Origin of the sequence: Acinetobacter sp. ANC 3929, assembly GCF_000369405.1 — a bacterium.
In the GTDB taxonomy this organism is placed as follows: Bacteria; Pseudomonadota; Gammaproteobacteria; order Pseudomonadales; family Moraxellaceae; genus Acinetobacter.
The window spans coordinates 737,133-750,674 of the sequence record NZ_KB850000.1 but is presented as its reverse complement, the minus strand read 5'-3'; the positions used below and the strand labels follow the sequence as shown (position 1 = coordinate 750,674).

At 39.9% G+C, this 13,542-nt stretch carries 11 protein-coding genes and 1 pseudogene; 7 read left to right on the top strand and 5 right to left on the bottom strand.

The features are described 5' to 3' along the window. Positions 1-9 precede the first annotated feature (9 nt). Positions 10-242: pseudogene (locus F909_RS04885) on the bottom strand (acetoacetate decarboxylase); the annotation flags it as partial. 525 nt (positions 243-767) lie between these two features. On the opposite strand from F909_RS04885, the gene F909_RS04890 reads away from it, so the two are divergent. Both F909_RS04890 and F909_RS04895 read left to right on the top strand, forming a co-directional pair. Further along, entirely contained in the window at positions 768-1,598 is an 831-nt protein-coding gene (locus F909_RS04890; protein WP_005152975.1) for an alpha/beta fold hydrolase, read from the top strand. A 203-nt stretch (positions 1,599-1,801) separates the two neighbouring features. Further along, on the top strand, positions 1,802-3,040 hold the full coding sequence (locus F909_RS04895) for an NADH:flavin oxidoreductase/NADH oxidase family protein (protein ID WP_005152973.1): 1,239 nt from the start codon (positions 1,802-1,804) through the stop codon (positions 3,038-3,040). A gap of 178 nt (positions 3,041-3,218) precedes the next feature. On the opposite strand, the gene F909_RS04900 is transcribed toward F909_RS04895, so the two are convergent. The 3 genes from F909_RS04900 to F909_RS04910 all read right to left on the bottom strand — a co-directional run bounded on the left by F909_RS04900 (position 3,219) and on the right by F909_RS04910 (position 5,793). Continuing rightward, a complete protein-coding gene (locus F909_RS04900) occupies positions 3,219-4,256 on the bottom strand; it encodes a hypothetical protein (protein WP_005152971.1) in 1,038 nt (345 codons plus the stop codon). A 191-nt stretch (positions 4,257-4,447) separates the two neighbouring features. Further along, on the bottom strand, positions 4,448-5,257 hold the full coding sequence (locus tag F909_RS04905; protein ID WP_005152969.1) for a type 1 glutamine amidotransferase domain-containing protein: 810 nt from the start codon (positions 5,255-5,257) through the stop codon (positions 4,448-4,450). Positions 5,258-5,379: 122 nt separating this feature from the next. Next, positions 5,380-5,793 (bottom strand): MerR family transcriptional regulator, encoded by a 414-nt coding sequence (locus F909_RS04910; RefSeq protein ID WP_005152966.1) that lies wholly within the window; start codon positions 5,791-5,793, stop codon positions 5,380-5,382. Positions 5,794-5,885: 92 nt separating this feature from the next. Here F909_RS04910 and F909_RS04915 point away from each other — a divergent pair, with 92 nt between their 5' ends. After that, positions 5,886-6,581, top strand: a complete 696-nt coding sequence (locus F909_RS04915; protein WP_005152964.1) for a type 1 glutamine amidotransferase domain-containing protein — start codon at positions 5,886-5,888, stop codon at positions 6,579-6,581. 94 nt (positions 6,582-6,675) lie between these two features. Here the strand turns inward: F909_RS04915 and F909_RS04920 are convergent, their stop codons facing one another. Beyond that, on the bottom strand, positions 6,676-7,380 hold the full coding sequence (locus F909_RS04920; protein WP_005152962.1) for an FMN-dependent NADH-azoreductase: 705 nt from the start codon (positions 7,378-7,380) through the stop codon (positions 6,676-6,678). 127 nt (positions 7,381-7,507) lie between these two features. Between F909_RS04920 and F909_RS04925 the strand changes: the two genes are divergently transcribed. The 4 genes from F909_RS04925 (at position 7,508) to F909_RS04940 (ending at position 13,412) form a co-directional block, all read left to right on the top strand. Next, positions 7,508-8,365, top strand: coding sequence for a LysR family transcriptional regulator (locus tag F909_RS04925; RefSeq protein ID WP_005152960.1), 858 nt, complete (start codon positions 7,508-7,510; stop codon positions 8,363-8,365). 152 nt (positions 8,366-8,517) lie between these two features. After that, positions 8,518-9,039 (top strand): sigma-70 family RNA polymerase sigma factor, encoded by a 522-nt coding sequence (locus tag F909_RS04930; protein ID WP_171067322.1) that lies wholly within the window; start codon positions 8,518-8,520, stop codon positions 9,037-9,039. Beyond that, a complete protein-coding gene (locus tag F909_RS04935) occupies positions 9,040-10,068 on the top strand; it encodes a FecR family protein (protein ID WP_005152953.1) in 1,029 nt (342 codons plus the stop codon). Between the two features lie 182 nt (positions 10,069-10,250). Continuing rightward, on the top strand, positions 10,251-13,412 hold the full coding sequence (locus F909_RS04940) for a hemophilin receptor HphR (RefSeq protein WP_416202070.1): 3,162 nt from the start codon (positions 10,251-10,253) through the stop codon (positions 13,410-13,412). Positions 13,413-13,542 lie beyond the last annotated feature (130 nt).

Genomic DNA, 13,542 nt, shown 5'->3' with positions numbered 1-13,542 from the left:
ATTAAATTTTTAAAGTGCTTTGAGTAAATGTAGCACTACTTGTGCGTCTTGAATCAGATCTAAACGAAGAATATTGGATGTCCCAAGTTCATCTAATGATTGGCTGAGATGACCACCATGCCTTACAAGTTTTATGTTTCGAGGCACAAGTTTCTGTGCAAAAGAAACCAGATTGGATTGACCAAGGTATGCCGCCATTGGTCATCAATGACATGTAACATGGTCACTTGACTCAGTCTAAATCTGGATTGATCCTGAAACGATCGTAATAGCCATTTTGGGGAACCTTGACTTTGTGTTGTCCAATTTCAACTTCAGTAAACTGTTTATTGCTCTTCATATGCATAACCCTTTGATTGACCCAGTCATTCAAAACGCCTGTCAGCGACAAGCGCATTTCTCACCTTCAAGATCACTATAAGATTAAAGCCAACTTTAATGTCAAGCCGCAAATTTTGTTATTTGAATAAGTGTAAAGTTTATTCGTTGAAACAATGTAAAGAAAATAAACCCTGAAAACTTTAGAGCTTTGAAATTTTTTATTGATATCAATGAGTAAGCCTATTCACTTTAGCTTTATTTTTAAATCATAAAATTACATTTTTATTATCAGAATGGGACTAAAAGCATTGACCTTAAAGCTAACTTAAATCTTAGTATAGAGTGACTATCCATATGGATAGTGGTTAAAAATATGAAATCGCAGCGCGATCATTAGAACATAGATCATGACTCGACAGTGTAATTCTTACACAGGAGAAATAAAGATGGCATTTGTTACGACAAAAGATGGTGTAGATATTTTTTATAAAGATTGGGGACCTCGCGATGCGCAGGTCTTATTTTTTCATCATGGCTGGCCACTCAGTTCAGATGATTGGGATGCCCAATTATTATTCTTTTTAAATGAAGGTTTTCGTGTAGTCGCCCATGATCGCCGTGGACATGGCCGTTCCAGCCAAGTTTGGGATGGTCACGATATGGATCATTATGCCGATGATGTTGCCGCTGTGGTGCAACATCTTGGGATTCAGAAAGCGATTCATATTGGCCACTCTACGGGTGGTGGTGAAGTAGCTCACTACATTGCACGTCATGGTGAAGCACATGTTGCCAAAGCTGTACTGGTGAGTGCTGTACCGCCAATCATGGTAAAAACGCCAAATAACCATGATGGTTTACCGAAAGAAGTTTTTGATGATCTGCAAAATCAGTTATTCAAAAATAGATCACAATTTTATTATGATTTACCTGCCGGCCCTTTTTATGGTTTTAATCGTCCAGATACAAAACCATCTGAACCAGTCATTTGGAATTGGTGGCGTCAAGGTATGATGGGTGGTGCCAAGGCACATTATGATGGGATTGTGGCTTTTTCTCAGACCGACTTTACTGAAGATTTGAAAAAGATTTCAGTACCTGTACTGGTTATGCATGGTGATGATGATCAGGTTGTACCTTATGAAAATTCTGGGGCATTGTCCGCCAAACTGGTACAAAACGGCACCTTAAAAACCTATAAAGGGTTCTCGCATGGGATGCTTACAGTCAATGCAGATGTCATTAATCCAGATCTATTGGCATTCATTCGCGCATAAGCTGCATTGATTGCAATACAACTAAAAAATAGAGGCCATTTGCCTCTATTTTTTATTTTCAATATTTTTTGAGATTGTAGCTGCTGCAAATCTATGACCTAGTTTGATTTTTCAAATAAATTTTATAGGAAGCAATAGAACCTATTGACATTAAAGTTTACTTTAATCTTAAAGTAAGCACATATTTAAAGAGGTTCCAGAAAATGAAAGTATTTGAAAAATTAGTTTTCCCGAATGGTTCGCAGATCCCAAACCGTATTGCAAAAGCTGCAATGGAAGAAAACATGGCTGATTTAAACCATGCACCATCTGAACAACTGATGCGTTTATACCAAGCGTGGGCAGAGGGTGGTGTTGGTCTGATCATCACAGGAAATGTGATGGTGGACCGTCGTGCGATGACTGGACCGGGTGGTGTTGTACTGGAAGACGAAAAGTATTTGGATACTTTCAAGCGCTGGGCACAAATTGCTCGTTCTAAAGGTGCACAAGCTTGGCTGCAAATCAATCATCCAGGGCGTCAAATGCAATCCAATTTGGGTCAAGAAACTTGGGCACCATCCGCCATTGCACTCGATCTGGGGAAAATGTCAGATCGTTTTAATACACCAATTGAAATGAACCAAGACATGATTGATGAAGTGATCCAACGTTTTGCCAATACTGCACGATTAGGAGAGCAGGCTGGCTTTACTGGTGTAGAAATCCATGCAGCCCATGGTTATTTACTCAGTCAGTTTCTTTCACCACTCAGTAATAAACGTCAAGATCAATGGGGTGGTACTTTAGAAAATCGGGCACGTATTTTGATTGAGATTGTCAAAGCAGTCCGAGCTGTGGTTTCAGACACATTCACCGTTGCGGTGAAACTCAATTCTGCTGATTTTCAACGTGGCGGTTTTAGTGCAGAAGATGCGCAACAAGTGGTCATGATGTTAAACGAACTGGCTGTTGATCTGGTTGAGTTATCTGGTGGGAGTTATGAAGCACCTGCAATGCAAGGGCAGGCACGTGATGGACGTACTTTGGCACGTGAAGCTTATTTCTTAGAGTTTGCTCAAGAGATTGGTAAAGTTGCCAAGATGCCTGTCATGGTGACTGGTGGTATCCGTCGCAAACAGGTGGCAGAACAAGTGATCGAAAGTGGTGTTGATATGGTCGGGATTGCCACAGCACTCGCGATTGATCCTAATTTACCAAATGAGTGGAAACAAGGCAAAAATAACGCACCTGAACTTCAACCGATCACATGGGAAAATAAGACCTTAGCATCGCTCGCCAACATGGCAACAGTGAAGTTCCAGTTACGTAAACTCAGTCTGGGTAAAACGACCAATCCAAAGGTATCGCCATTATGGGCATTGGCTTTACAGCAAACAGCAATGACTTGCCGTACCCGCCAATATAAAAAACGGATGCGTAGCTATTCATTTGCTTCATAATCTAAGCGAACAAGTCATCAATGCTAAAAGAACTTGATTGATCAAAAGCCAATTATAGAAAAATCTGTAATTGGCTTTTTTATTGAAAAAATGATTAAAAAATTTTTGAAAGAGAACGATAATCCATGACAATAAAAATATCCGTTTGCAGATTGAAGCGGATATTTTGTGCATAAATTTATTTTTTATTAATTTTAGCTTGATCCAGCGCAGGATAAGGAACTGGCATATTCAGTGCCAATTGAGCATCTTTCACAACATCGAGACGTAGAATTTTACCTACCCCTAAATCATTAAGTAACTGACTCAGCGGACCACCGCTACGCACCAATTGTACATTTTTAGGAAATAAGCGCTGTCCAAATGCAAGTGTATTTGATTCGACAGAAGTGCTATGCCATTGACCATCGACGAGTTGATACATGGTTTTAGTTTCAATCCGTGATTGTGGTTTGACCATTTTAATTTTAGGTACAGGAGCAGTCAGACTTAAATCTGGCTTGCCATCCGTATTAAAAATATGTGCTTGCAGATTTTGAGTACCAATTTGCATATCAATCGGTGTTAACCATTTAGGCAATTGATAACCATATACACCACGCACACGGGCAATTTCAGTGTCGACAGGTAAGGCCAGTACATGCCCATAATACCTATGATGATGCATCGAACTGAGTAATTCGGTAGTATTGAAGCGGTGTGCATTGGGTTGACGCACCACAATGGCAACAGAAACTTCATCATAGGGATCAACATCACCAACCGCATATGAGAAGAAGGTGAGTGAAACCAAACCATAACCTGGAAATGGCTGTAGTGGCTCAAGCGGTACGGGCAGTTTGGCTTTTAGTTTTGCAATAGGTGCCAACATTAACACTTGCACATTGCTGGTACGGTAATAGAAATTTGGTGACCAGACTTTGCCCACCCGTGTATCCACAAGTTTTTTAGGAATTGTACGAAAATAATCAATATTGCCTGCCGCAGGGTCTTTGGCAACTTCGTCTAAATTTGGATTCATACGAAAGCGATCATAATAACCACCCTTAGGCACATTCACCTTATACGGCCCAAATTCAACGATTGTAGTCGGTGCTGTGTTGGTACTGCCATTCATATGAGGTGAGTTGGGTTCGGTTGCATAGGCTGCTGTAGCGAATATTAAACCGATGGATATCGCAGATATTGAACGACGTAAATGAAGCTTGTTAAACATGATGAAGTTCCTCCTGTAGATCTAACTGAAATGCTAAGATTAAAGTTAGCTTTAAGGTCAAGCATTTTTGAATAATAAAATTGAATAAATCAATGCACAGAATGTATCGTGATAAAGCGTGAGGAGATAAAGCTAAATTTATATGAACATTAAAAAACCAGATGATGAAATCTGGTTTTTTAAAAGAAAGTTCAATTTAAAGCATTTAAGCGTTTCACTACGGCTTGCGCAATTGCTTTACTGGATTGCGGATTTTGCCCCGTAATAATTCGATCATCAACGATCACGTAAGAAGTAAAGGGGAGAACAGCACGTTTATAGTTTGCCCCACGTTGTATCAAACCATCTTGCAATGAAAATGGTACTTGAGATTTAATTCCGGACAGCGTTTCTTCACTATTGGCAAAACCTGTTACAGTCCGTCCTGCGATCAAAGCATTGCCGTTATTATCTTGCAGTGGCAATAACCCACCCACACCATGGCAGACTGCCGATACGACACCACCTTGCTGGTAAATCTTTTCACTAATGTTCTTTAGACCTTGGTTCTGGGGGAAATCCCACATCGTACCGTGACCACCCGTGTAGTAAATTGCCTTGTACTGGGATGGATCAATTGCATTGGGTGCAAGTGTATGATTTAAACGTTGCATAAACTTAGGGTCTGCTAAATGAACTTTGGCAGATTTGTCCATATAAATTGGCTTTAAGCTACGTTCATCCAAAGGAACAGCTCCACCTTGGGGACTAACAAAATCCATTTCATAACCAGCAGTTTCTGCAATGTCATAAAAATGAGTGAGCTCATTCAACCATAAACCCGTGTGATCTGAACGAGTAGGGTAAGCAGAATGGTTGGTCATCACCACCAGAATTTTGCCTAGCGATTTATGATGTAGATTTTGCACAGGTTCAACTGCATAGGCTGAACTTAAACTCACAGACAAGATCAGCATAAAAATATGGATAAACCACTTTTGAAGATTCCAGCGTTGCAACATGACAGGTTCCTTATTCATCACCTGTCAAATATCCTATGCTTAAAGTTGGGTTGAAGGTCAATCGTTTTTATGCGTTATTGATGCGTATCAAAGGTACTTGATTTTAAATTTTCAATAAAGCTTTAGGCCTGATCATTGTCGTAATAGAGATTGAGTAAGCGTTGTGCATTTTCTTCACAAGTGATTTCGTCAGGTTTACTATTGATTGCAGTGATCATCATACGCAGGTTTTGTTTGCTGATGGCCAGTTTTTGTTCTAAATCTTCAATATCCTTGATTTTACTTTCCAACACACCAATCAAAATATCATGGTCCCAAGACGTCACATTTGAAGGTAAAAATGACTTAATTTCTGTCAAAGAAAAGCCAACTTGCTGTGCTTGCTGGATCAGGAATAACTGTTTCAGATCATTATCACTATATTCCCGATAGCCATTTGATTTACGTTTAGCCTTGGGTAATAGTTTGATTTGCTCGTAATAACGAATTGTGGGGGTAGTTAAACCACTTTGTTTAGATAGTTCACTGATATTCATTGACTGATTTTTCTCTTGACATTAAAGCAAACTTTAAGCTTATAGTGATGCAAAAGCAAGATTAAAAATAAATCAAATAGCCGAGGTAAAAGATGTCAAAGCGTATTCTGCATGTTGTAACCAATGTCTCTGAATATAAAGGAATTCACCGCCCCACAGGACTGTGGCTGGGTGAGTTGACGCATGCCTATGATGAGTTTGAAAAGCAAAATTATATTCAGGATATTGTCAGTCCTTTGGGGGGCCATTCTCCAGTCGAACCTAAATCATTAGAACGTTTCGTTGCTGATGCTTCTGTATTAAAACGTAAAAATGATCCTGCATTTATGCAGCTACTCAAAACAACAAAAAAGCCCTCTGAAATCAATTGGCAAGATTATGATGTGATTTATTACACAGGTGGCCATGGCGTGATGTGGGACTTTCTGGACAATGCTGAATTGCAAGACATCACCAAAAATATTTATGAGAAAGGTGGCATTGTATCTAGTGTATGTCACGGTTATTGCGGATTGCTGAATGTTCAGCTATCAAATGGGCAATATTTAATTGAAGGGAAAAAGCTGACGGGCTTTGCGTGGTGTGAAGAAGTGTTGGCTGGTGTTGCGAAGAAAGTTCCTTATAACGCTGAAGAGCTGGCGAAACAGCGTGGGGCGCATTATGAAAGAAAATTTATTCCTTTTGTACCAAATGTAGTCAGAGATCATAATTTGATTACTGGGCAAAATCCGTTTTCAGCACGTGTTACAGCAATTGCGATTATTGATGCTTTAAACCAAAAACAATAAATCCTATCGATGAATAAAAGACCGAATAAAGTGATTCGAGAATCACTTTATTGATCTACTCCACACATCGCTGCTGTACTCATTTTAGATGCCACTACACGTCATATTCCGCATGCATTTGCGTATTTTGTCGCTCAGAACGTGCTAGCTCTGATGCAAGTATTTCTGCTCGCTCAAATGCATTTTCTAAAGATTTTTGATGGCGAGTATCACCAAACTCTTGATACTCAGACACAATTTCATATATCTGATCAACGCCTAGATATTGACTCAGTGTACGTAAATGCGGTCGTAAATGTCCCATCTCAGCCCGAATACCGTCTTCTTCAAAACCAAACTCACCACTGGATGTAATCACGACGAGTGTTTTGCCTGAAAGTAATGGTTTTAAGGGAAAGTCACCACGAGTGAGGTCAAAGTCAAAAGTTTTGTTAATACGAATAATTTGGTCAAACCATGCTTTTAAGTGAGCGGGCATACCATAGTTATACATCGGCGAGGCAATCACAATCGTATTTGCAGCAAATAGCTCGGCAATCAATTGATCAGATAAGGATAAGATTTGTTTTTGCGCAGCTGTTCTTTTCTCCTCTGGTGTAAAAACAGCACCAATCCAGTCTTGGTTAATAAAAGCAGGAGGATTCATTCCGACATCACGATAAATATATTCATTTATCATGCCTTGGCTTTGCAATGCACTGATAAAACGATGTGCAATACTTTTTGAAATTGAATTATGAGCTGGATTGGGATTAAAAACCGCTCGGACACTGGCATCAATATGTAATACAGTTTTCATTTTTGAGTACCCAACCTGTTCAAGATAAGGTCATGTTAAAAGCCTCTTGCTAACTGGACAAATGAGTAAATCAGAGTTATGAATGAGTTTAACTCAGCTATAAACTTAAACTCGGAGGGCAAAATGCATGCAGGTTTCCTTACAAGCATTGAAAGCATTTGAATCTGCAGCCCGTTTAGGAAGTTTCAAACTGGCTGCTGAAGAACTGTCACTTACACCAACTGCTATTTCTCATCACGTGAGTAATTTAGAAAGTCGCTTAAACGTTGATTTATTTTATCGGCAGGTACGAAAAATCAGCTTAACTGAAACAGGTGAGAAATTAGCGACCGCCATTTCAAAGGGATTTCGAACGATTGAAGACGCATTAGAAGAAGTGAGTACAGCGGGAAAAGTGATTAAGATCACCACAACCTCATCCTTGGCTGCAATGATCTTGATTCCAGCCATGCAGACCTTTTCACAACTTTATCCAGAGATCTCGCTTGAAATTTCAACCGGGGAAAATCTGGAAAACCATTTATCAGCGCTTCCCATCCGCTATGGGGCTGTTGCATCTGTTTCACCAACGGACATTATTAAATATGAGTCATTTAATGTATTTGCCGCCGTAAGGTTGCATAAAGAGCGTTGGTTGGAGCAGCCAATTACACTGTTTAGCACTGAATGGAAAAATAAAACCTTGCCTAAGCCACCCTTGCAAACATGGCTTGACCACAATGCTTTGGATGGGAAAAATATCAGCCTGCATCACTTTGACCAAGAAATTTTCGGTATTCAAGAAGCCTTAATGGCCAATGGATTGGTATTTTGTTCGAGTACCTTGGTCAGTCGATTAATTCGGGCGAAATTGATCCAGCCACTGTCAACTAAATGCGCGCAATCAGAATTGTGTTATTACATTCCAAACAAGGAACAATTAAAGCGTAGAAATCGGCATATGTATGAACTGATTGTGTGGATAGAAGCACTGTTAAATCAATAAATTATAATTTTCAGCATGACTCTTTTGAGCAATGCAAGATATAAATTGTGCTTATAAAAATAACAGTCAACAACAGGTTGTACGATTCTTTCTTGATTTTATAAATGATAATTATTATCATTTGATCACACTGTGTTTTGAGTCAAATGATTGTGAACAAAACCCCTATGCTTGTAGATCAGTTATACAGAAACCATAGAGGCTGGCTTCATCAATGGTTAAGACAAAAAATAGGCAACACTGAGCAAGCCGCAGATCTGGTGCAGGACACCTTTATTAAATTACTGCAAACACGCGATGAGCTGCTGGGGATTAAAGAACCACGTGCTTATCTGACTTCTATTGCAAAAAACTTACTGATTGATCAAGTACGTCGCAAACGCATTGAACAAGCTTATTTAGATGGCATGAGCCAGATGGAATACATGCTGGATGCGGTTGCTTCACCAGAAGATCAAATGCAAATCATTCAGGCACTTGACCAACTTTGTAAAGCCTTGGAAGATGTTTCTGCAAAAGCACAACAAGCATTTATCTTGCATTATCTAGAAGGCTATACCCATAAAGAAATCGCAGAGCAACTGGGTGTTTCGACCAAAATGATTCAAAAATATCTGGCAAGCTGTTTAATACGCTGTTATCAGACCCGACTAGATATGGATGTCAGCATCTAAATGGATATCGATAAACAAGATCATCATCAACTGGTTGAGGAAGCGGCTTTATGGATTGTACAATTAAGTTCAGATGATGAATCGACCCGCGAAAATGCACAATTAAAATTTAATCAGTGGAAACAGAACAGTCAGCAGCATCAAAAAATTGCAGCGGATATTGAACAGTGTATTCGTTCGATTCAAAAAATGTCTCAAACACCGCAGCATAAAAAAGCAGTTAAATCGGCACTCAAAGCCGGTTTTGGATCTGCAAAAATATATAAACATGTTCGTGCGGGAAGCGCATTTGCCATTGCATTTGTTATCATCGGCGGCAGTTCTCTATATGTATCTGATACTTCTATTGCCTATCTAAGCGCTGATGTTCACAGCGATTCGGCACAGTGGACAACACAAACCTTACAAGATGGCTCTCGCTTAATTCTGCGGGGGAAAAGTGCAGTCAATATTGATTTTCAGGCAAGGCAAAGAGTGGTTGAATTGGTTCAAGGGCAAGTCTATGTTGATGTTGCCAAAGATCCGAATCGACCGTTTTTAGTCAAAACCAAACATGGGCAGATTCAAGCACTTGGAACAGCTTTTAGCGTGGCTTTTACGCCTTCAGCAACAGAGTTAAAAATGTTGCATTCGCGAGTACGTGTACAGTCTACAGCGCATGGTTATGCAACTCAGCAGGTGACAGTCAATGCAGGGCAAGCCGTCAGTATGAATCAAAATGGCGTGCAATCATTACCCGCACTGAATATTTATAATGAACAACAAAAATGGAATAAACATCAATTGATGGTAGAGGATTTACCGCTCGACCAGGTGTTAAAAGAATTAGATCAAAATTATAAAGGCAGAATCTTGTTTAATGCCGAAGCTCTGCAAGACATCCGAGTGAATGCCGTGTTGCCATTAGATCAAACACAAGATGCACTTAAATTATTAGCAACTGTATTTCCCAACTTAAAAGTATATCAAATTACACCATATTTCATTGTTATCTCATTAAAAAATAGAAAACAGCCTGTATTTTCATAGCACCAATAAACGCATTAAAAAAACATTCTTAATTTTTTTAAAAATTTAGGTTCCACTTTTTTCGAAGCTGTCCGTCATAGTAAGTAGAAGCAATAAATTTGGATCATTTTATTCAAGTATATTGAATGATTCTTATTTCTATTTACTAGGGCAGCAAAATGAAGAAAGTTGGAAAGGATCAAATGCGAAATCGGAACTTATTTCGATTTTCAACACTCGCATTTGCGATACATACAGTTTGTATTGGTGGCTTAACTTTGCCTTTACAACAGGCTTATGCTGAAACAGTTGGAATAAAAGCTTACGATATCCCAGCAGGAACCTTAGCCAATGTCTTGAATCAATTTGCTGAACAATCTGATACCGCTATTGCAATTGATGCCAAACAGTTAAAAGGGCAATACAGTTCGGGGTTAAAAGGAAACTATGCAGTAGAACAAGGCTTCCAACACATTTTAGCATCTTCAACATTTTATGCAGTCAAAGTGGGACAAGGTTACACGCTGGCGAAAAAAACCACTCAACATGCCAATACTGCGTCTGTTACTACAACTACAGTTCTAAACAAGACAGCGTCTGTACCGACGCAGGATGATGACGTTTCAGTTCGTTTGACCCCACTTGTCGTTTATGGTCAAGAAGATCGTGATACTCAGGGCAGCAACAGAGTTTATGATGCCAATCGCTCTTCAGTCTATGCAGGAAAAGACTATATTGAACGCTTTAAAGGCACCAATCCTGCCGATGTTTTACAAGGTATGGTGGGTGTTTATAGCGGTGATGCTCGAAATAGTGGCGCATTGGATCCGAGTGTTCGTGGCGTACAGGGTGTAGGTCGCGTTCCATTGACCATCGATGGCACTGAGCAATCGATTGCAGTATGGCGCGGCTATAATGGCGTGAATAATCGAAATTATATTGATCCTAATTTGATTGCTGGCATTGAAGTCATTAAAGGGCCATCGTTAGAACGAAATACAAGAACGTCAGTCGGTGGTGGTGTTGTGGTCAAGACCTTGGAAGCGGATGATATCGTTCGTCCGGGTCAAAGCTTTGGTGCAGAGCTAAAAGTTGAAGGTTCAACCAACTCCATTGATCCCTCGCTTCCTGATATGAGCAAGGTCGGCAAGAATTATAATGATACGACACCTTGGAATAATGTTGATGGAAAACAGTATGACCCCGACATTTACAAGAAGAACCGAACTAAAAATGATAACTCCAACTTCTCTGGGGATGATCTAGCAGGTCGACTTGCCTTGGCAATGAAGCAGGATAAATTTGATTTATTGGCAGTTTATGCTGTTCGTGAACGTGGCAACTATTTTTCGGGTATACATGGGTCGGGCTACTATAAACGGGCAGAACCAAGTAATAGTCTCGATTTTATTCCTTATTTTGCTCATTCCTATAAGCCAGGTGATGAAGTTCCGAATACCTCAAGTCAAATGGAGTCGTGGTTATTCAAAGCAAACTATCGACCAACTGATGACCAAGCCCTAAAATTGACCTATCGAGACACCAAAAATAGATTTGGTGAAATCATGCCTTCACGGATTGAATGGGGGCTAACACCTGAAATTGGTGTACCACAGTGGCCTCTCAGTGACATTCGTTCCAAAGCCTACAGCTTGGAGTATAAGTTTAAACCCGAAACGAATCAGTGGGTCGACTTCTATGCCAATATTTGGCAAACCGATACAGAAAGCCAAACCTATACACGGGGTGGTTGGCCGACGACGATTGATTTTCGGGACAATCGCATTATCAATACAGCAATTAGCCATTCTGACAACCGACGTCAGGGCATTAATATCAGCAACAAAGCCCTATTAACGGACCAACTTAATTTAACCCTAGGTGGCAGTTTCTTAAAAGAAAAACTGACTTCTGATGATGTCTATGGTGAATACGGTCCAATGTATAGTCTATTTCAGGCTTTACCGCGAGCGGGACGCCGTGAAGAAAAAACCTTTGATTTTAATTTTAACTATCGTCCTGCCTCTTGGCTAAGTTTTGATGCGGGTATGCGCTATCGCTCATACTGGGCCTTTGATGATTTCTTAAATAAATCCTTGAGAGATGGGGTCGATCCTGCATTAAACCCATTATTTACCAAGAAAAGTAAACTCAAAGAATATAGCTTTGAATATGTGACGATGCCTGAAAGTTATAATGCTCAGCAGCAACGTCTGCTGGATCGATTCTCGCAACGTTATGCCACCAAAAATCCAGACTGGGATGGTAAGTTAGAAACTGTACCTGCATCAGAAACACAGCTGTATAACCTGATTTGGACACAGAAAAATACACTCACGTGGAAGGCAGATGAAAACGGTCATTTGGCTTTGGCGGATAATGTATTAGATCGACTAAATGCTCTAGGTCAAAAATATGTGATTACTGGCAGTGGCAATCTTAGTCCTGCAGTGATTGAACAGGTTCCCATTGAGTCTGTTCAGAAAGTAAGAGACAGTGGCTGGGCACCTCAGTTCGGTGCATCCATTCATTTGACTGATAATAATCGGCTCTATGTACGTTATGCAGAAGAGTATCGCTTACCCAGCTTATTTGAAAGTACAGTCGGTTTCTCTGCGATGATGCCATATCAAGCGATTAAACCCGAACACGCGTTTAATTATGAAGTGGGTTATGTCTATGACATGCGTAACTGGTTAAGCTCAGCACGAAATGCCGATATTAAACTGGCGTATTACTACAACAAAACCAAAAACGTGATTGAGCGAAATCAGAATCTGATTTTCACCAATATGGATGAGCAAAAACTTTCAGGTCTAGAACTGCAAAGCCGTTTTGATAATGGTGCTTTCTTTACCGATTTAAGTTTGGCTTATAACCTCAAAAATGAAGTCTGTGACACCAATAGCGCCATCGATAAAATGATTAACAGCGGTACTGTACAAACAGATCAGGGGATTCAGTTCCGTGATGCTTACCAACGTTGTGTCGATGATGGTTTTCCCAATGGTTACCTCGTCACCATGTCGACACCAGAACTCAGTGCACATGCCTTGTTAGGCGCACGTTTTCTGGATGAAAGATTGGAACTGGGTGCCCGAGGAACCTTCTACAAAGGCTATGAAAGTCCGCTACGTAAAAATAACGATGCGGGTATCAATAAAGGCTATTACCTCAACGTACCACTGGCTTGGGATGATACTTGGATTTTTGATGCTTATGCACGCTACCAAGTCGATACCTATAACACGGTTGAATTTGTTGGAAATAACCTTTCAAACCAATTCTATATCGATCCTCTCACTCGGAGTGCAATGGCTGCACCAGGCCGCACGCTAAAAGTCAGCTGGACAACTAAGTTTTAACACAGAATTTAATTTCCTCTTTTAAAAAGTGGGAATTAGATGGATGTAAATAATAATTTTGAATGATTATTATTTACAAAATCAAGAGCAGTAATCGATCCAACTGCTCATACAACTAAATAGATAACGA